The sequence below is a fragment of the Actinacidiphila sp. bgisy145 genome (assembly GCF_057708125.1).
This window is the reverse complement of the sequence record NZ_JBYIRL010000017.1, coordinates 59056-78767: the sequence shown is the minus strand read 5'-3', so window position 1 is coordinate 78767 and position 19712 is coordinate 59056. Positions and strand designations below refer to the sequence as shown.

Annotated in this window: 14 protein-coding genes; 7 read left to right on the top strand and 7 right to left on the bottom strand. The window is 73.5% G+C overall.

The window, feature by feature from the left end; all coding sequences use genetic code 11:
- The first annotated feature begins 71 nt into the window (after nt 1–71).
- Nucleotides 72–905, top strand: a complete 834-nt coding sequence (locus AC3ERT_RS17335; protein ID WP_435175210.1) for an SDR family NAD(P)-dependent oxidoreductase — start codon at nt 72–74, stop codon at nt 903–905.
- Between the two features lie 56 nt (nt 906–961).
- On the top strand, nt 962–1819 hold the full coding sequence (locus tag AC3ERT_RS17330; protein ID WP_435175208.1) for an SMP-30/gluconolactonase/LRE family protein: 858 nt from the start codon (nt 962–964) through the stop codon (nt 1817–1819).
- Nucleotides 1820–1855: 36 nt separating this feature from the next.
- On the opposite strand, the gene AC3ERT_RS17325 is transcribed toward AC3ERT_RS17330, so the two are convergent.
- A complete protein-coding gene (locus AC3ERT_RS17325) occupies nt 1856–2842 on the bottom strand; it encodes an MASE1 domain-containing protein (protein ID WP_435127016.1) in 987 nt (328 codons plus the stop codon).
- 69 nt (nt 2843–2911) lie between these two features.
- Complete coding sequence (locus AC3ERT_RS17320) at nt 2912–3742, bottom strand: PP2C family protein-serine/threonine phosphatase (protein WP_435175206.1); 831 nt, start codon at nt 3740–3742, stop codon at nt 2912–2914.
- A 243-nt stretch (nt 3743–3985) separates the two neighbouring features.
- On the opposite strand from AC3ERT_RS17320, the gene AC3ERT_RS17315 reads away from it, so the two are divergent.
- Nucleotides 3986–4948 (top strand): NAD(P)-dependent oxidoreductase, encoded by a 963-nt coding sequence (locus AC3ERT_RS17315; protein ID WP_435175204.1) that lies wholly within the window; start codon nt 3986–3988, stop codon nt 4946–4948.
- On the opposite strand, the gene AC3ERT_RS17310 is transcribed toward AC3ERT_RS17315, so the two are convergent.
- The 5 genes from AC3ERT_RS17310 to AC3ERT_RS17290 form a co-directional block, all read right to left on the bottom strand.
- Complete coding sequence (locus tag AC3ERT_RS17310; RefSeq protein WP_435175202.1) at nt 4933–7929, bottom strand: glycoside hydrolase family 35 protein; 2997 nt, start codon at nt 7927–7929, stop codon at nt 4933–4935. The genes AC3ERT_RS17315 and AC3ERT_RS17310 overlap by 16 nt on opposite strands.
- A gap of 64 nt (nt 7930–7993) precedes the next feature.
- The gene (locus tag AC3ERT_RS17305) at nt 7994–9352 is read right to left on the bottom strand and encodes a right-handed parallel beta-helix repeat-containing protein (protein ID WP_335972435.1); all 1359 of its coding nucleotides are present in this window, start codon (nt 9350–9352) and stop codon (nt 7994–7996) included.
- A gap of 25 nt (nt 9353–9377) precedes the next feature.
- The gene (locus AC3ERT_RS17300) at nt 9378–10511 is read right to left on the bottom strand and encodes a Gfo/Idh/MocA family protein (protein WP_435175200.1); all 1134 of its coding nucleotides are present in this window, start codon (nt 10509–10511) and stop codon (nt 9378–9380) included.
- 81 nt (nt 10512–10592) lie between these two features.
- Nucleotides 10593–11672 carry an SGNH/GDSL hydrolase family protein gene (locus AC3ERT_RS17295; protein WP_435175198.1) on the bottom strand — a complete coding sequence of 360 codons (1080 nt, stop codon included), beginning with the start codon at nt 11670–11672 and terminating at the stop codon, nt 10593–10595.
- Between the two features lie 54 nt (nt 11673–11726).
- Entirely contained in the window at nt 11727–14459 is a 2733-nt protein-coding gene (locus AC3ERT_RS17290; RefSeq protein WP_435175196.1) for an exo-rhamnogalacturonan lyase family protein, read from the bottom strand.
- Nucleotides 14460–15128: 669 nt separating this feature from the next.
- Here AC3ERT_RS17290 and AC3ERT_RS17285 point away from each other — a divergent pair.
- The 4 genes from AC3ERT_RS17285 (at nt 15129) to AC3ERT_RS17270 (ending at nt 19705) form a co-directional block, all read left to right on the top strand.
- On the top strand, nt 15129–15983 hold the full coding sequence (locus tag AC3ERT_RS17285) for an ABC transporter permease (protein ID WP_435127031.1): 855 nt from the start codon (nt 15129–15131) through the stop codon (nt 15981–15983).
- Entirely contained in the window at nt 15980–16867 is an 888-nt protein-coding gene (locus tag AC3ERT_RS17280; protein ID WP_435127033.1) for a carbohydrate ABC transporter permease, read from the top strand. Before AC3ERT_RS17285 ends, AC3ERT_RS17280 begins: the two co-directional genes overlap by 4 nt.
- An 83-nt stretch (nt 16868–16950) precedes the next feature.
- Nucleotides 16951–18603, top strand: coding sequence for an extracellular solute-binding protein (locus AC3ERT_RS17275; protein WP_435175194.1), 1653 nt, complete (start codon nt 16951–16953; stop codon nt 18601–18603).
- Between the two features lie 46 nt (nt 18604–18649).
- A complete protein-coding gene (locus AC3ERT_RS17270; RefSeq protein ID WP_435175192.1) occupies nt 18650–19705 on the top strand; it encodes a LacI family DNA-binding transcriptional regulator in 1056 nt (351 codons plus the stop codon).
- The last annotated feature ends 7 nt before the right edge of the window (nt 19706–19712 follow it).

Sequence of the window (19712 nt, the reverse complement as noted above, 5' to 3'; positions counted from 1 at the left end):
TCGCTCCGACCTACGGGCAGCGGCAATCCATCGGGGCGAGAAGCCCGCACAGCGGCTGGGAGAGGTAACACATGGCTGAGGAACACGCCGGGCGCGTCGCGCTGGTGACCGGCGCTTCGAGCGGCATCGGCCGCGCCACCGCAGAACTGCTGGCCGCCCGCGGCGCCGCGGTGGCCGTCAGCGCGCTGGACGCCGCCGGCACCCGCGAGACGGTGGCGGCGATCACCGCCGCGGGCGGCCGCGCCCTGCCGGTCGTCGCCGACGTCGCCGACGGCGCGGCCGTCGCCGAGGCGGTGCGCCGCACCGTCGAGACCTACGGCGGGCTGGACGTCCTGGTGACCTCCGCGGGCGTCCAGCGCTACGGCACGGTCGCCGACACCGACGACAAGACGTGGGACGAGGTGTTCACGGTCAACGTCAAGGGCGTCTTCCTGGCCGCCCGGGCCGCCCTGCCGCACCTGCGGCGCAGCACCTCCGGCGGCGCCGTCGTCGTGGTCTCCTCGGTGCAGGCGCGCGCCACGCAGGCCAACGTCGCCGCGTACGCCGCCGCCAAGGGCGCGCTGAACGCGCTGGTGCGCTCGATGGCCGTCGACGAGGGGCCCTTCGGGGTGCGCGTCAACGCGGTGTGCCCCGGCTCCGTCGACACCCCGATGCTGCGCCGCTCCGCGGAGCTGTTCAGCGACGGCTCCGACGCCTCGGTGCGGCGCCTGCTGGCGGAGTGGGGGCGATCGCATCCGCTGGGCCGGGTCGCCGAGCCGCGGGAGGTCGCCGAGACCATCGCGTTCCTGGCCGGGACCCGCGCGGGCTTCGTCACCGGCGCCGACGTCCCGGTCGACGGCGGGCTGCTGTCGGCGCTCCCGGTGGCACTGCCGCCGGCCGCCCCCGAAGCCCCCGCGGGCGCCTGAACCCCGCCCCCCGCCGCCACCCCGCACCCCGGACATGCCCCCTGGAGAGGACCCGGATGAACCCCCGTATCGAGGTCGCCGTCCCCGGCGCCGCCGCCGTCGGCGAGGGCCCGCACTGGGACGCGGCCACCGCGACCCTGTCCTGGGTGGACATCCCCGCGGGTGCCATCCACCGCGCCGCCGGGGCCGCCGGGGAGGTGCGCACGACGGTCCTGCCGACCTCGGTGGGCGCCGCCGTGCCGAAAGCCTCCGGCGGCATGGTCGCCGCCACGGGGGAGGGCTTCGCCGACGTGGGGCCGGACGGCCGGTACGCGCCGCGGCCGCGCGTCCTGCCGCCGGGGCAGCGCATGAACGACGCCAAGTGCGACCCCGCCGGTCGGTTCTGGGCGGGGAGTACCGACCTGGACTTCGCCCCCGGGCAGGGCGCGCTCCACGTCCTGACCCCGGACGGGGACCGCCACGTGGTGCTCACCGGGCTGACCCTGCCCAACGGCATGGCCTGGTCCCCGGACGGGCGCACGATGTACCTCGTCGACACCATGGCCGGCGAGCTCAACGCCTTCGACACCGACCCGGACCGGCCCCGCCTCGCCCGCCGCCGCCTGCTGGCGGCGTTCACCGGCCGGGGCATCCCCGACGGCATGGCCCTGGACGCGGCCGGCTGCCTGTGGATCGCGATGTGGGGCGGCTTCCGCCTGCTGCGCGTGTCGCCCGACGGCGACGTCCTCGCCGAGGTCCCGCTGCCCGTCGAGCAGCCCGCCTCCTGCGCCTTCGGCGGCCCCGGCCTGGACGTCCTCTACGTCACCACCGCCCGCGAGGGCCTCGACCTGCCCCCCGGCGACATCGCCGGCTCCGTCCTGGCCGTGCGCGGCCTGGGCGTCACCGGCCTGCCCGCCGCGCGGTTCGCCGGCTGACGGGCGGACCACCGAGCCGGCAGACGGACCGGCAGATCACGCGGGCGGGTGGCGGGCGGGGGAGAGGCGGTCCTGGCGGGTCTCGCCGACGGAGAGGCGGTCGAGCACCTCGGCCAGCTCCTCGCAGGCGTGCTCCACCGACTGCCGGGTGCGGTACTGCTCGGTGATCACCGCGGACAGCAGCAGCGCGGTCAGCGCGGTCGTCCCGTTGAACGCCTGGAGCTTGACCATCACCTCGACGTGCGACAGGTGCCTGAACGGCCCGGCGCCCTCGGTGGCGGCCACCGTCGTCATGACCGACGCGAACAGCGCGCACAGCAGGCTCCCGGCGAACCGGAAGCGCAGCGCCGCCCAGATCAGCATCGGGTAGACCACGAAGAGCACGCTCAGGTCCGACCGGGTCGCCACCAGCACCGCCGCGCAGCCGATCACCGCCAGCGCCAGCGCCTCCTTCCAGCGGCGCAGGTCCGGGCGGGCGCGCGCCCCGACGACGAGCAGCAGCGCCGGCGTCACGATCAGCACCCCCATCGCGTCGCCGACCCACCAGGCCAGCCACACCGCCCAGAAGCCGCCCGCCTCCAGCTTGCCGGTGAGCACCAGCAGGCCCGTCCCGGCGGTCGAGCTGATCAGCATGGCGCCCAGCGCGCCCAGGAACACCAGCGCCAGGCCGTCCCGCAGCCGACCGAGGTCGGTGCGGAAGCCGACCGCCCGCAGCAGCAGGCACGCGCAGACCGGGGCCGCGGTGTTGCCCGCCACCGTGCCGATCACGTCGGGCTGCGGCGGGTCGATCGAGCAGACCACCACCAGCGCGCCGATGGCGATGCCCGGCCACATCCGCAGCCCGTGGAGGAGGAGGGCGGCGACCGCGACACCGGTGGGCGGCCAGATGGGGGTCACCACGGCCCCGTCGACCTCCAGCCGCCGCAGCAGCCCGAGCCGGCCCGCCAGGAAGTAGCAGGCGACGACGGCCAGCGTCCGCACGGCGAACAGCCCGGCCCGCCGCAGCCGCGCGTCTGCCTCCACACCCTCCACCCCGCCATGAGACACCGGCCGCCCGCGGTCGGCCACGCGAGCGACCTCTCGACACCGCCGTCAGGCGGCCGCGGCGGGAGCGTCGTGGCCGACCACCAGCACCGCCGCGTCGTCCTCGTGGCCGACCGCCTCGGCCATGGCCACCACGCGCGAGGCCAGCGCGTCCACCGCGAGGCCGGTCAGCGCGGCCGTACGGGCCAGCTCCGCCACCCGCGCCAGGCCCTCGTCGAGGCTGAGCGACGGGCCCTCCACCACCCCGTCGGTGAGCAGCACGAAGACGCCGCCCTCCCGCAGCCGGTGCCGGGTCACCGGGAACGCGGCCCCCTCGACGATGCCCAGCGGCGGCCCGCCCTCGCCGGTGTCGATCCCCGAGCGGCCGTCCCCGGTCGCCCAGATGTGCGGCACATGGCCGGCCCGGGCGCTCTCCATGACGCCGGTGGCCGGGTCGAGCCGGATGAAGGTGCAGGTGGCGAAGAGGTCGCCGCCCAGCGCCTGGAGCAGGTCGTTGGTCCGCGCCAGCAGCTCACCGGGGTCCCCGCCAACCGAACCCAGGGCACGCAGGCCCACCCGGACCTGGCCCATGAAGGCGGCCGCCTCGATGTTGTGGCCCTGGACGTCGCCGATGGACAGCCCGATCCGGCCGTCGGCCATGGGGAAGGCGTCGTACCAGTCCCCGCCCACGTACAGGCCGTGGTTGGCGGGCGCGTACCGGACCGCGAGGCGCACGCCCGGGAAGGCGGGCAGGCGCCTCGGGAGCATGCCGCGCTGGAGGGCGACGGCCAGCTCGACCCGGGAGCGCTGCTGCTCGGCGAGTTCGTATGCGCGGGCGGTGAGCGAGCCGAGCCGCGCCAGCAGCTCGTCGCCGTCGTCCGCGGGGCCCCGGGGGGACACCGGTCACCGGCTTCTGACGCCGGTTCCCGCCGCCGGTGCGACCTGGGAGCTGCTCGTACCGGTCATACCGGCCTCCTGGTTCGGCTCGGGCGCAGGGCGCGGACCCGACGCCATGGCCCGCTCCACGGTAGCGGGCGCGGCCGCGGGCCGCCTCCGAGCAGCCCCCTCGCCGTTCGCCCGCGCAGGCCCCCGCCGGCCCGGGCCCGGCGCAGCGTGCCCCAGGCCACCGGATACGATCCCGGGATGTTGAAAGTGGGACTGATCGGTCTGGGGCGGATGGGCCGCCCGCTCTGCACGCGCCTGGCCCGCGCCGGCCACCCGGTGACCGCCTTCGACGCCCGGCCCGAGCGGAAGGCCGACGCCGAGCGGAGCGGAGCGCGCTGGCAGGACTCGGCGAAGGCGGCCGCCGCGGGCGCCGACGTCCTGGTCACGGTGCTGCCCGGCCCCGCCGACGTCGCCGCGGCGGTGGACGACGCGGTGCTGCGCGCCCTGGGCGCGGGCGGTATCTGGCTCGACATGTCCAGCAGCACCCCCGAGGCCGCCGCCGCGCTCCGCGACCTCGCCCGGCGGCACGGCGTCGACACCCTGGAGGCCCCGATCGGCGGCAGCCCGCGGGACGCCGCCGCCGGCCGGGCCCGGCTCTTCGTCGGCGCCGAGGAGGCGACCCTGACCCGGGTGCGCCCGCTGCTGGAGGCACTCACCGCACCCGGCCTGCTCACCCGTGTCGGCGGCCCCGGCACCGGCTACGTCGCCAAACTCCTCGTCAACTCCCTGTGGTTCGGGCAGGCGGTGGCCACCGCCGAGGCACTGCTGCTCGGCAGCCGGGCCGGCATCGACCCGGCCCTGATGCGGGAGGTGCTGCTGGCGGGCCCGGCGGCCGGCGCCTTCACCCGCGACCACCTGCCGGCGCTCTTCGCCGGCGACTACCTCCCCTCGTACGAACTCGACCGCATCCACGACCAGTTGGCGGCGGTCACCGCCCTCGCCGGGGAGCTGGGCACCCCGCACACCGTGGCGGAGGCGGTGCGCGCGGTGCACCAGCGGGCCCTGGCGCGCTACGGCCCGGTGAACGGCGAACTCCTCGGCGTGGCGCTCCTGGAGGAGCAGGCCGGCCTCACCCTGCGTCCGGGCCGCCCGGACCGTCCAGGCAGCACGGACGGCCCGAGCGGCCCGAGCGGCCCGGACGGCCGTCAGGAGCGGCGGTAGGAGGGGGACGCGACGGTCTCCACCGGTGTGCCGCCGCGCGCGGCGGCGAGCAGCGTCAGGGCGGGCAGCGCGGGACCGGCCGGGCCGGTGCCGTCGGTGAGGACGGCCAGGGCGAGGGTGTTGGCGCCGCGGGTGCGCAGGATGCCGTTGGGCAGGACGAAGGTGTGCTGCGGGCCGACGTCGTTGGCGTACTGGCCGATGTTCCAGCCGTTGAGGAAGATCTGCACGCGGTAGGCGCGGGCCGGGTCGTCGGTGAAGGCCAGGCCGATCGAGGCGTCGGTGGCGCCGTCGACGGCGAGGGTGAAGGCGGTGCGGTACCAGGCGACGCCCTGCCGGGTGTCGGTGTGCGGCAGGGTCACAGGCGACCACGCCCGGTCGGGGAAGCCGGGCAGGTGCCAGCCGTTGCGCTCCCCGTACAGCCCGCCGGTGTTGAGCGGCCCGCGTACGGCGTCGTAGCCGTCCGCGCCCTGGATGCGCCAGGTCAGGGGCGCGCCGTCGAGCGTGGCGGCGGTCAGGCCGCGGGCGGACTTGAAGGCGTCGTTGGCGCCGCCGTCCTCCTCGTGGCCCATCCGCCGGACCAGGACGGCGAGGGTGTGCGGGCCGCTGCCGCGCAGGTCGGCGGGGACGGTGAAGGCGGCCGTGTCCGACCAGGTGCCGGTGGTGACCTCCGCCTTGGCGGGGACCGGCATGCGGTGGGTGCCGAGCGGGCGGCCGTCCCACCAGGCCATCAGCAGGCCGAGGGTGCCGGTCTGGTAGGACAGCGCGATGTCCTGCGCGGTGCTCGCGTCCGCGACCTGCGCGCGGTACCAGACGTCGCCGTAGTGGAAGCCGTAGTCGTCGGCGAAGAGCACGGCGGGCTGCCCGGCCGGGACCGCGGTGGTGCTGTGACTGGCCGTCAGGTCGGCCACCCGCCAGGCGCTGTCGTCGAACGCGGCGGCGGACTCCGGGTTCTCCGCGGCGTACCGCCAGCCGGTGAGGGCCGGCAGGGACACCGCTGCCGGGCCCGGGAGCTGCCCGGTGGCGCTGAAGTCGCCGGAACCGGTGGTGGCGACCGGGATGTCCAGGCCGTTCCACGTCACGGCCTTGAGGACCCCGGGCGACCACACCTTCAGGCCGGTGGCCGCGGTGGTGTCGCCCGTCAGGTGCACGCTGCGGCCGGTGATCGCCGCGGTGCGCACCAGGGCCGGGCCGCTGACGAGGACCGAACCGGTGCCGGTGGTGCGCGGCCACAGGGTCGCCGCGGCGTCGTCGTCGGCCAGCAGCAGGACGAGCGGGGTGTCGTAGCCGCCGCCGTCGAGCCGGACGACGGTGAGCCCGGCGAGCGTCGCGTTGATCCGCAGCGTGCCGGACGCCGTGTCGTACGTGCTGGCGGCGGCCCCGTCGGTGACGGTGACGGTCGGGGCGTCCTTGCTCAGGACGACCACCTCGACGGGGTCGCCGGGGCGCCCGGTGAACACCGCGAGGTCGCGTGCGTCGCCGGAGGCGCGCCACATCGGCTGGGCGGTGGTGTAGAGCAGCGCGCGGCGGCCGAGCGAGACGTTCGCGGCCAGCAGCTTGCCGTCCTTCGCGCCGACCTTCAGCCCGCCGGAGGCGGCCGGCACCGTCACGGTGCCCGCGGCCGTCTCCACCGGCACCGTGCACGTCACGTCGGCACCGGTGTCGTTGCGCAGCAGGTACAGGTGCGAGCCGCGCTCGGGGTCGGTCAGGTGGTAGACGCGCACCGAGGAACTGCTCGCGGCGGTGTCCGCGGCGCGGTCGAGTACGGCGAGGTCGGGGAAGGCCGCGAGCAGCGCGCCCATCTGCTTCATCGGGGTGACCTTGGCCGTCAGCTGGCGGGCTTCGCTGATCGCCGCGCCGAAGTCGTACGAGGTGTAGACGACCGGGGCGGGCAGCCACCCCCAGGAGGTGCCGCCGAACGTCATGTAGACGTTGTGGATCTTGATGCCGTTGGCGAGGTTCGTCAGGTAGAACCGCCGCTCGTAGGCCGGGTCGCGGGCCTTCCACGCCCCGGCGTACCCCTGGCCGGCGAACCCGGCGCCGCCCCACGCGTCGAACCAGCCGCCGCCGAACTCCGCGAGGAAGCCGGGCGTGTCGGGGCTCGCGGTCGCGCCGCCGGTGGCGCCGCCGGTGCCGAAGTAGCCCCAGTCCGGCGGGTTGCCGCTGGCGTAGCCGTCGAAGGCGTACAGGTAGCGGCCGGTCTCCCCGCCGGTGTCGAAGCTCCCGGGCACCCAGTCGCCGTTGCGGCCCTTGTCGTTGTGGAACAGCGGGATGTCGATGCCGTCGGCGCGCACCTTCGCGTACAGGTGCGCCATGTAGTCCTTGCCGGTGGCGGAGCCGACGTACGAGGCGTACTCGTTCTCCAGCTGGTAGAGCACCACGGTGCCGCCGCCGCGGGTGTACTGGCGCGGCGCGATGACCGCGTTCACCGCGGTCAGCCACTCGTCGGCGTACCGCAGGTAGACGGGGTCGTCGGTGCGCGCCTTGGCGGCGGTCGCGGTCAGCCAGCCGGGGTAGCCGCCCGCGTCCGTCTCGCCGTTGATGTACGGGCCGGGCCGCACGATGACGTACAGCCCGGTCTCTGCGGCCGTGTCCAGGAACTGCCCGAGGTCGCGCACGCCGGTGAAGTCGTAGTGGCCGGGGGCGGGGGAGTGGTAGCTCCAGTTCGCGTAGACCGACACCGCGTTGTAGCCGCTCGCGGCGAGCTTTTCGAGGATGTCGCGCCACAGCGACGGGCTGGGCAGCCGGAAGGGGTGCATCTCGCCGGACCAGACCGGTACGCGCTGCCCGTCGACCAGCAGCGAGTAGCGGTCGAAGGCGACCGTGTGGGCCGTGCCCTCGGCCGCGGCGGCCGGGGTGATGCCGCCGGCCGCGGAGCCGGAACCGGAGCCGGAGCCGGAGGCGGCCTCGGCGGCGTGCGGGAGCGCCAGCGCGGCGGTCGCCGCCCCGGTGAGGGTGGTGAACGTACGTCGGGAAAGGGACACAGGTCCTCCTTGCGGACGGTCGGTCGAGCTCGGTCCGGGGTGCCGCCCGGGCGCGGCGGCGGGATCAGCGGGTCTCGAAGGCGCCCAGGTCCGGTGCCTCGCCCTTGTAGGGCAGCCCGACGTCGGTGCCCTGGTCGATCAGGTCGCTCGTCGCGGCCGGGCGCAGGTAGGGCAGCGTCGGCAGGCTGCCGTCCGAGTGGCGGGGCGCGTCCCAGCCGGTGGTCGAGACGCTCTGGAACTGCGCGTCCGACAGGGCCAGGCCGAGGTCCCAGGAGTTGTCGGCGGAGTCGGTGCCGGTCATGTTGGAGGTGAGGGTGCCGGTGTAGGCGACGTCGTTGCGCAGGGTGCCGAGGCCGGTGGCGGTGCCGTCGGGGGCCACACCGAGCATGTTGAAGTCGGGGTGGTTGCCGTAGCCGGTGTCGTTGAAGAAGTCGTCGGCGACGGTGTGGTGGTTGGCGTAGAAGCCGGCGGCCTTGTTGTCGAAGGCGACGGACTGGCGCACGGTGTGCTTGACGCCGCCGGTGACGTACTTCCCGCCGTAGCCGCCGGCCTTGAAGCCGTTGCCGTCGCCGGCGCTGGTGGCCGTGCCGGGGACGTACCCGTTGGACCAGGCCCAGGACTGCTCGATGGTCACCGACGACAGGGCGTTGATGAGGTCGAAGCCGTCGTCGGAGTTGTTCCAGGAGCGGTCGCCGCGGAAGACGTTGCCGGGGTTGCCGGCGGGGATGTGGGCGCCGAAGCCGTCGGCGTTGGTGCCCGGGCCGCTGGAGCTGTCCGCGTCGTAGTTGTCGTGGGAGTCGGTGTTCAGCACCAGGTTGCCGCCGCCGTCCTGGAGGAAGACGCCCGGGCCCATGATGTCGTGGACGTCGAGTTGCTCGTAGGTGTTGTCGCTGCCGGAGTTCCACACGCCCCACGACTCGTGGTTGAGGGTGTTGTTCTGCGGGACACCGGTGATCTCCAGGCCCTTGAGGTACAGCCAGCTGCCGGTGACGTCCAGGCCCTTGATCCGGCAGTCGTCGGTCATCTTCGAGAAGTCGAGGACCGGCCGCTCCCCCGGGTAGGCCCAGTAGCGGATCGGGCTGCCGGAGGTGCCGCTCTTGCTCAACGTGACCGCGTCGACCCGGGCGGTCTGGCTGGAGCAGGAGGTGGTGGCGTGGGTGTAGGCGTAGGTGCCGCCGCGGACGTACACGGTGTCGCCGGGCTGGGCGACGTCCTGCGCGTGCGCGAGGGACTGCCACGGCGCGCCTTTGGTGCCCGCGGCGCTGTCGTCGCCCGTGGGCGACACGTAGTAGACGGCGCCGGTCATCGGACGCGCGTGGCCCGGGGCGGGGCTGGCGGCGGCCGAGTCGGCGACGACGGCGATGACGCCGGCGATGACCGCGGAGGTCAGCAGGGCGCGGGCCGCGGTGCTGTTCGTCTTCATTCGCTCACTCCGGAATCGTGAAGTCCTACGAACGGGATACGGGCGCAAGCGCCCAGGGGGCGCCGGACTCGGCGAAGGTCGACAGGTGCTCGGCGGACGCCGCCACCGCCGCCTCGACGCCGACGACAAGGACGCGTGCCTCGTCGCCGCTGCCCGAACGCCGCAGCCAGGCGGGCGCGATGGGGCGCGGGTCGGGGGCGGTGCGCACCGCGTCGAGCACGCGCATGAAGCCGCCGCAGTCCGCCAGCGCCGATTGCAGCGGGACCCGGTCGTCGTCGAGGTGGTCCAACAGGTTGCGCAGCGGGGTGGTCGTGCCGTGCTCCTCCCGGACCCCGTCCAGGAAGAGCACGTCCTTCGTGTAGTGCAGTGCGGCCCGGCCCCGGGTGCCGTGGACCAGCAGCACCGGGTCGGAGGTGACCTCCGCGCAGAGCGTGACGGCGGCGCTGACGACGGTGCCGCGGCCGGTGCGCAGCCGGACGCATGACGTGTCGTCGGCCTGGATGTCGCGGGCCCGCAGCAGCTCCAGCTCGATCCCCGACACGTCGTCCCAGCCGGTGCTGTTGTCCAGGAACAGGGCGGTCGCGACCATGTGCGCGAAGGGGTTGGTCAGCGCGCCGTCCACCACCGGCACCCCGTCGACCTCCCGGCGGCCGGCCCACGCGGCGCGCCGGTAGTAGCCGTCCGGGCGGGACCAGGCGCCGTGGCCGCCGATGCCCCTGATCCGGCCGAGCGTGCCGTCGGCCATCAGCGCGCGCAGCCGGGCGGCCGCCCGCGACCCCAGGCTCTGGAAACCGGTCTGGCAGGCGCGGCCCGCCGACCGGCCCAGGGCGACCAGTTCCCGCCAGTCGTCCGCGGTGGGCAGCGGCGGCTTCTCCACCAGCAGGTGCGCGCCCGCGCCGAGCACCTGCCGGGCCAGCGGCAGATGGGTGTGGATGGGGGTGGCCACGATCCCGATGTCCGGCCGGACCCGGTCGAGCAGCCGGCCGAGGTCGGTGTCGAACGGCCGGTCCCCGGCGAGCCGCCGCCCCTCGCCGTCCAGCGGCCGTACATCGCAGACGCCGGCCAGCCGGACCGCGCCCGACGCCTCCAGCGCGGCGATCTCCGCGAGGTAGGTGCGTCCGTAGCCCGAGGCGCCGACGAGCACCATGTCCCTGGTCATCGTGTCCTCTTTCCTGTGGCCGGGCGCGGTGTGCGCCCGGCGGAGCGTGCCTGGCGGGTGCCGGGGCCGGCGGGCGTCCGGTCAGTTGTCGAGGAAGGCGGCGTCCGGCAGGTGGGCGGCGCGGATCTCGCCGGCCACCAGCCCGGCGATGGTGGCCGCGCCGCCGGCGTTGAAGTGGGTCTGGCTGCGGCCGGCGGGCAGGTCGGCGTAGAGCAGCCAGGAGGCGTCGGGGCCCAGTTGCTCCATCAGGGCCTCGCTGTCGGCGGTCAGGTCCAGCAGCGGGATGTCCTGCTGCTGGGCGATGTCGCGCATGACGGCGGGCAGGTCGACGCCGAGGCTGTTGACGATCCGCCCGGTGGGGGTGATCTTCCCGTCGGCGTCGAAGAGGTGCCGCACGGGCGGGGTGACCAGGACCGGCCGCGCGCCGCGGGAGCGTACGCCGTCGATGAGGGTCAGGAGGTTGGCGCGGTAGGTGTCCTCGGGGGTGGTCTTGTCGTTGTGGGCGAGCTGGATCAGCACCTCGTCGCCGGGCTGGATCTGCGGCTGGAGTGTGGCGAAGAGCGCCGGGCTTGACAGCCAGGAGACCGTACTGGAGCCGGAGACGGCCCAGTTGGCGACGTCGAGGCTGCCGTGGACGTACTGGGGCAGTTCCTGGGCCCAGCCGCGCTGGACGGTGGTGAGCCAGTCCGCGGCGGTGGAGTCGCTGATCACGTAGAGCCGCGGGGCGTGCGGGCGGGCGGTCACGCTCAGCGCGCTGACCGCGGGTGCGGTGCCGGTGAAGGTGAGTTGCAGGCCGGGGGTGCCGTCGCCCTCCTGGCCGTCGGGCATGCTCTCCGGGGTGCGGACGTCGACGGTCACGGTGCGGTGTGCGAGGTGGCCGGCGGTGGTGGCGACGGGGGCGAGGACGGTCCGGTTCGCCTCCACGTCCAGCCCGGTGTCGGCGGCCGCGGTACGGCTGCCGAGGGTAAGCTGTATCTCGTAGGCGCCGGGTGCCACGTCGAAGGAGCAGGTCAGGCCGGTGCCGTCGGTGCCCGGGGCGCAGTTCTGGGCGAGCTGGTCGGCGGGCCGCGGGGTGCCGGGGGCGGCGACGGCCGTGCCCGGGAGGGTGAGGACGGCGGAGGTGACCGCAACAGCGGCCAGCAGTCGGGGTCTACCGCGCATGGGATGTCCCTTTCGTACGGTCGGATGACTGGATACGGAGGACCGGACGGCCCGTCAGGGCGCCTGGTCCGGGGCGACGGCCAGTAGGGCGATGATCGCCAGGTTGCGCTGCGCGAGGTCGTTGGTGCTGAAGTCGGTCGACGGGATCTCGTCCACCCCGGCGAACACCGCCGGGCCGCCGACGTGCACCGGCGCGCCCCAGGGCTTGCCGCCGGCGTCGGCCGAGAACACGTCCCAGCCGCGCTGCTGCACGGCCGGCTCGCCGGTCTGCTCCCCGGCCCACGCGGTCATCCGCGAGTAGAAGACCGCGGGCGCGGAGGTGGTGAACTTGAAGCCGAAGTGTGCGGTGATCTCCGCCGCCGGAGCCTGGACGTAGCGGCAGAACTCCACGAGCTTCGCGCGGAACTCGGGCACGTCGACCAGGCCGGTGGTCTCCCACATGATCTGCTCGCCGCAGAAGACCATCGTCAGGTTGACCTTGCCCCAGTCGCCGCCGAGCCCCAGGTCGCTGATGTGGCCGGTGGCGGGGTCGAAGCCGACAGCGCCGCCCTGCTCGCCGGTGAACAGCCCGGCGGGCAGCTTCGCGATGTCCTCCATGCCGGTGGCGATGCGGTCGCGCCACCGGGTGTCGCCGGTGCGCTCCCACTCCGTGAGCCAGTTGCTGACCAGCGCGTACCAGTCCGGGCCGATCCGGATCACTGTCGGGACGCCCGCGGGGGTGTCCAGGTAGTCGCGCAGCGGCGGGTACGTCAGCAGCGTGGTGTCCAACTGGAGCGGCACCCGCATCGCGTCGCCGACGAACTCGTCCGCGGTGACGTAGTACATGAAGCGCTTGGTGTACGCCTCGGAGACCCGCGGCTCCTTGCCGCCGTCGGCGTAGTGCTGCACGTCATGGCGCGAACCGAGGCCGGCGAAGGGCCCGCTGCGGATCATGTCGGTCTCGGTGACGTGCCGGGTCATGGCCCGCGCGAGGTGGAAGGTCTGCGCGTCGCCGGTGCGCAGGAACTGGTACCACAGCGCCGCGTCCGAGCCGAGTTCGGCGTTGTCCCAGGCGAAGCCGCCGACGTCGTAGCGCCAGGTGTGCCGGTCGGAGTCGTAGGTGTGCATGATGTCGCCGTAGTTCCAGAAGCCGTACCACTGGCGCTGCTCGACCTGGCCGGCGTAGAACGCGACGCTGTCGGCGATCGAGTCCTCCAGCTTGGTGCGGCCCGGGGTGCTGCGGTCGGGCAGGCTCCAGCGGCCGAAGACGCCCGCGCCGTGGTAGGTCTCCGGGGCCGCCACCAGTTGCGGGCGGGCGGCCAGCGCGGTGGCGAGCACGGGGATGTCGTCGCGGGAGGGGGTGTGCTCCAGCGCCCACAGCTGCATGTCGGTGGACCGGGCCATGCCGGTGGACAGGCCGAAGCCGTAGCGGTCGTCCTCGTAGGCCAGGTCCAGGCCGTGGCTCGCGGTGTCGTAGGCGCGCAGGTCCATCGCCTCGCCGTGCGGCGACCACGACCACAGGGTGACGGTGGCGGCGTCGCCGGTCGCGCCGCGGATGTCGAGCGCGCGCGGGAACTGCTGCCAGAAGTCCCGCAGTCCGAAGCCGAGGCCGCCGCTGACCCCGCCGGCGAAGCCGAAGCCGGGCGCGCGGTCGGCGAAGCCGGCGTGCTTGAGCCAAGCGGACTTCTCCGAGGTGCGCTTCCACACCGCCGCCTGCGCCGCCGACTGCTGCACCAGGCTGAAGTCCCCCCACGCCGGCAGGTCCTGCCACTCGGTCTGGACGGTGGTCTGCCAGGTGCTGGTCGCCGGGGTCGCGGTGCCGGCGATCTGGGCGGCGCGCACATCCGTGCCCGGGTCGCGGCGCAGCCCGGTCAGCCCGACCACGGCCTCGCCCCACACGCCCTGGTCCGGGCCGGCGAACCGGATGTGCCGGTCGTAGGGCTCGTCGCTCATCGGCACGGCCAGCTCCAGCCCGATACCGCGGACGAAGTCCTTGGCCGGGTTGCCGTCCCAGACGAACTCGTGCATGACCCGCAGCGACTCGTCGCCCGCGCCCAGGTAGACGCGCATCGTCCAGGGCAGCAGCGCGCGGCGGCCGGTGCCGTACTTCTTCGCGCCGTCCTGCCGGTAGCGGCCGGTCAGCTTCACCACGGCGCGCACCGGGCCGGACTGCTCGATCTCCGCGGTCTCGACCACGCCGGTCCAGGCGGTGTGCTTCGGGGCGTCGGTGTCCTCGGGCTTGTCCTGGAGCAGCAGCACCAGGCGCCCGTTCTCGGCGGACGTGCGGCCCGAGCGGGTGACCGAGGTGATCGCCAGCGGGCCGGTCAGCGCCAGGCGGATGTCCACCACGCCGTTGGCGAGCTTGATCTCCTTGCTGCCGCGCGTGGCGGTGACCTGCTGCTTCGGGGTGGCGGGCGTGCCAGGGGCCAGGTGGTAGCCGTCGGCGAGCGCGGTGGAGTCCACGGCGTGCCCGGTCCACTTCAAGGTGCCGTCCGGCCAGTAGGCCAGCGGCCAGGACTGCACGGGCACCTGGGCGCCGCCGCTGTCGGTCAGCGCGAACGCGGTGTGCGCGGCGACCTGCCCCTTCGGCCAGGGCACGCCCCAGGCCGCGCCGGTCGTGGCGGCGGGGCGGCCGTCCAGCCAGTGCAGGTCGACCCCGCCGGCCGCGTCCTTGGCGGAGGCGGGCGACGGCGCGGCCGGCGGCGTGCCGGCGGCCGCCCGGCCGCCGGAGCCGAGCGCGAGAGCCGCCGCGGTGATCGACGCACCGCCGAGGAACGTGCGTCGGTTGAGTGGGGACCCCTCGGGCATGGACAGCCTCCAGTCAGGTCGGAACTGCGGGTACGGGTACGGCGGGAACGGGCGGCGGGGGAGCCGGGCCGGGAAGGACGCAGGTCGACGGCGAGGCCTCCGGGGGAGCGGAGGACGGGGTTGGGCCATGCGTCAGCAGAGGTGCGATCGATGAATCGTTCTAGGTGCGCTCATGAAGGCGTGTCAAGACATTGCGCAGAGTCCACAGGCCGGCCCCACTGTCGGCCCCGGTCCGGTGCGGCCGTATACAACCGGCTCTGAACTGGCCTTCTCCGGGCTCTCCGGGCCTGCCGCGGCGGGATAATCCCGCTCGGCGGTCGCGGTGGGCCCGGCGGCCGGTGGGCGCCGGGCGTCCGACGGCGGTCGGAACCGGCTGCCGGCTCGATACGGCATGAACCGATTCAGTGCTGATAACGCGTCAACTCATGACAAACCGTGCGCGCGGCCGCCGAGGATATCGGCGATGTGTGTCAGAACCGTTGACGCCAGGTGTGGAAACGTTTTAACTACCGCTCACCCAGCACCCGATGGTGAGGAGGCGCCGTGGCGGCGCTGATACGGGAGCTCCCTGGAAAGACGGCGTCCGAGGACGGTCGTGGTCGTACGCCGGGGGCTCCGACGGAACGAAAAGGTTTTCGCAAGCGGCGCAGTTGGGCGCTGCTTGCCCTGATGGTGCCGGGGCTCGCCTACTTCCTGGTGTTCCAGTACGGGGCCCTGGTCGTCAACGTCGTCGCGTTCAAGGACTACGTGCCCTTCGCCGGCCTGTGGGGCAGTCCGTGGAACGGCGTCACCAACTTCCAGCAGCTCTTCCAGGACGACGCGTTCTGGCACGCGGTCTTCAACACCGCCTGGATCGCGCTGCTCCAGCTGGTCTTCTACTTCCCCGTCCCCCTGGCGCTCGCGCTGCTGCTGCACAGCCTGACGTGGAGCACGGTGCGGCGGTTCGTGCAGTCGGTGGTGTACCTGCCGCACTTCATCTCGTGGGTGATCGTGGTGGCGATGTTCCAGCAGGTGCTGGGCGGCACCGGGATGCTCAACGGCTACCTCGGCGACGCGGGCCTGCACACCGTCGACATCATCGGGAACCCCGACGCGTTCAAGCCGCTGCTGATCGCCCAGGTGATCTGGAAGGACACCGGCTGGGGCACCATCATCTTCCTCGCCGCGCTCTCCCAGGTCGACGAGCAGCTGTACGAGGCGTCCGCGATCGACGGGGCCGGCCCGTGGCGCCGCTTCTGGCACGTCACCCTGCCCGCGATCCGCCCGGTGGTGGTGCTGCTGCTCATCATGCGGCTGGGCGACATCCTCTCGGTCGGCTTCGAGCAGATGCTGCTCCAGCGCGACGCGGTCGGCCCGCAGGCCGCGGAGGTCATCGACACCTTCGTCTACTACAAGGGCATCGTGGGCGGCGACTACGGACTGGCCGTCGCCGCGGGCCTGTTCAAGGGCGTGGTCGGCGCCGTCCTGGTCTACGCGGCGAACAAGATCGCCCACCGGCTGGGCGAACAGGGGGTCTACAAGTGAGCGCGAACGTCCGGCCGGGCTGGATGGAGAAGCCGAAGCCCGTCACCCAGTCCGCGAAGGCCGTGGCCCTCGTGGTGGTCGTCGCCCTGGTCTGCGTGCCCTTCCTCGTGGTGGTGTCCACCTCGCTCGCCTCGCAGCGGGAGGTGGTCGCCAACGGCGGCTGGGTGCTGTGGCCCCAGCACCCGAACCTCAAGGCCTACCACGACATCCTCCAGGGCGGCATCGTCACCCACGCCCTGGCCGTCAGCATCGGCGTCACCGTCATCGGCACCGCGCTGAGCCTGCTGTGCACGGTGGGCCTGGCCTACGCGCTGGCCCGCCCCAAGGTCATCGGCGGGCGGCCGGTGCTGCTGCTGATCCTGTTCACCTTCCTCTTCCCGCCCGGCATGATCCCCAGCTTCCTGCTCGTGAAGAACCTGGGCCTCCTCAACAGCTACTCCTCGTTGATCCTTCCGCTGCTGGTCAACGTCTTCAACCTGATCGTGCTGCGCGGCTTCTTCCAGGGCATCCCCGAGGAACTGTACGAGGCCGCCCGGCTCGACGGGGCCGGCGACCTGCGGGTGCTGTGGACGATCGTGCTGCCGCTGTCCAAGGCCGCACTCGCCGTCGTCGGGCTGTTCTACGCCGTGTCGTACTGGAACTCCTGGTTCTACGCCTCGCTGTACCTCAACAGCGACCACTGGCCGCTCCAGCAGGTGCTGCGCACCTATGTCGTGGCCGGCACCGGCCTGACCGACCAGACGCTGGGCGACGGCACGGTCAACGCGCCGCAGACGATCCAGATGGCAGTCGTGGTGCTCGCCACCGTGCCGATCCTGCTGGCCTACCCCTTCCTCCAGAAGTACTTCACCAAGGGCGTGCTCACCGGCGCAATCAAGAGCTGACCTCCTGCCCGGTACCTGCTCAGCACCGGCCCGGCACCCGCCCGCCACCCGCTCGGCCGCACCGACCCGAAAGGCCACCTCCCATGCCCAGAATGTCCCGGCGCACCCTGCTGCGCTCCATCGCCGCCGGCGGCGCCGCGGTGTCCGTCCCCGGACTGCTGTCGGCCTGCACCTCCTCCGACGCCGCCGGCGGCAACGTCTCCAACGTGGGCAAGAAGCTGGCGCCCTGGCCCACCTACCGCCCGGCGGCCGGCCCCACCCCGGACCTCGCTCCGACCTCCGCGGGCGTCCAGGCCGGCTTCACCGCCTACCCGTCGAACCTGACCAGCTCCGTGGCCCGCACCCCCGGCGACGGGTCGACCATCAAGGTCATGTCCGTCACCTTCGGCACCCCGCCCAAGTCCGAGGCGGGCAACCAGTACTGGAAGGCCGTGGAGAAGGCCCTCGGGGTGAAGATCGAGTACACGGTCATCCCGACGGACGACTACCAGGCCAAGATGGCCACGGTGATGGCCCAGGACAGCGGCTCGCTGCCGGACATCATCAACATGTTCTCCGGGTTCGTCCTGCCCCGGGAGGCGCAGTTCGTGCAGGCCCGCGCCGAGGACCTGACCCCGTACCTGTCCGGCGACGCCGTCAGCGCCTACCCCAACCTCGCCGGCATCCCCGCCCAGGCATGGCACGACATGGGCCGGATCAGCGGACGGATCTACGGCATCCCGCTGGAGCGGCCCGTACCCGGCTCGACCCTGTGGATCAACCAGGGCGAGTTCACCGCCGCCGGGATGCAGGACGGCTGGACGTCGAACGACTTCACCGCCGTGGCGAAGAAGGCCACCAGCGGCAAGAAGTACGCCCTCGGTTCGGCGAAGGGCTCCGACTTCAACTACAACGTGCACTCCGCGGCCCACAACGTGCCGCAGGGCTGGGCGGTGGACGCCAAGGGCGCCTTCCACGCCGGCTACGCCGACGAGCGCTTCAAGGCCGCCGTCGCCTACCAGGCGCAGCTGCGCAAGAGCGGCTACTACCACCCCGACTCCACGTCCCTGTCCACCTCCGACGCCTACACCCTGATGCTGAACGGCACCATCGGCTCCCTCCAGAACGGCTTCGGCAACTACACGGCCGTGTACCCCGACTCCAAGGGCCTGCTCACCCCGGCGCCCGCGCTGCCCTACAGCGTGGACGGCACTCCCGGCGGCATCGTCGCCGCCCGCCGCTCCTTCGGCTACACCATCCTGAAGAAGGCGGGCAAGGAGCGCATCCAGCTGCTGCTGCGCGTCCTGGACTACCTCGCCGCCCCGTTCGGCACCAAGGAGTACGAACTCACCCACTACGGCGTGGAGGGCGTCCACTTCACCCGCGGCAAGGACGGCTCCCCGCTGCCCACCAAGCTCGGCCAGGTCGAGAACATCACCAACCTGCCCTTCCGCTACCTCGCCGAGGGCCCCCAGGTGCTGTTCCTGCCCGGCTTCCCCGACGCGACCAAGGCCCTGCACGCCTGGCAGCAGAAGGTGGTGCCGGTCGCCATCCGCGACGCCTCCTACGGACTCCAGTCCGCCACCTTCAACTCCCAGGGCACCACGCTCGAAGCCGACATGGACGACACCATCACCTCCGTCATCGCCGGCCGCGAGCCGCTGTCCGCGCTGGACGGCGCGATCAGCAAGTGGCGCTCGGGAGGCGGCGACAGAATGGCTGACGAATACGCCAAGGAACACGCCTCGAACACGTGAGGCGGCAATGGCGTACACGGCAGCGCGGGGAAGAGGCAGGAGCAGCATGGCGGCGAATCGACGGGTCACCATCCGGGACGTGGCGCAGCGGGCGGGAGTGTCGGTCGCCACCGCCTCCCGGGTGCTCAGCGGCAACTACCCCGTGCCGCAGGCGACCCGGGCGAAGGTGATGAGAGCCGCCCAGGCCCTGGACTACGTCGCCAACGCCCACGCCCGCGCGCTGGTCGGCGGCGGCCGCAAGATGGTCGCCGTCCTCGTCCGCCAGGTCACCAGCCCCTTCTACGCGCACGTCGCCGAAGGCGTCGAGGCCGAGGCGGCCGCCCACGGCTGGCTGTGCCTGGTCGGCCAGACCGGCGGCGAGCCGCAGCGCGAACTCGCCTTCATGCAGCTGATGCGCGAGGAGGGCGCCCGGCTGGTGGTCCTGGTCGGCGGCGTCGTCGAGGACGACGACTACCGCGAGCGCGTCGCCCAGTACGCCCACGCCCTGGACGGCGCCGGCGCCCGGCTCGTGCTGTGCGGGCGCCCGGCCCCCAGCCCCGACATCCCCGCCCTGGTCGTCGACTTCGACAACGAGGCCGGCGCCCGCGCGGTCACCAGCCACCTGCTGTCCGCCGGCCACCGCAGGATCGTCTTCCTCGGCGGCCTGCCCGGCAACACCGCGCTGGACGCCCGCGTCGCCGGCTACCGCGCCGCGCTGGCCGAGCACCGGCTGCCCGCGCAGGCCGCGCACGTGGTCGACTGCGGGCTGGGCCGCGCCAACGGACAGCGTGCCATGGCCGAACTCCTCAAGGCGGGACCGCACTTCACCGCCGTCTTCGCCGGGGACGACATGGTCGCCGCCGGCGCCCTGCGCGCCATCGCCGACGCCGGCCTGCGCGTCCCCGACGACATCTCCGTCGTCGGCTACAACGACATCCCGCTGGCCGCCGACTTCAACCCGCCGCTCACCACGGTCCGCACCCCCGCCGAGGAACTGGGCCGCGAGGCCGTGCGCATCGCCCTGCGCTCGCCCGAGGACTCCCCGAGCACCCACCACGTGCTCGGCACACACATCGTCGTACGCGAAAGCGTCGCCGCGCCCCCACCGGAGCGCACCCCATGAAAGGGCC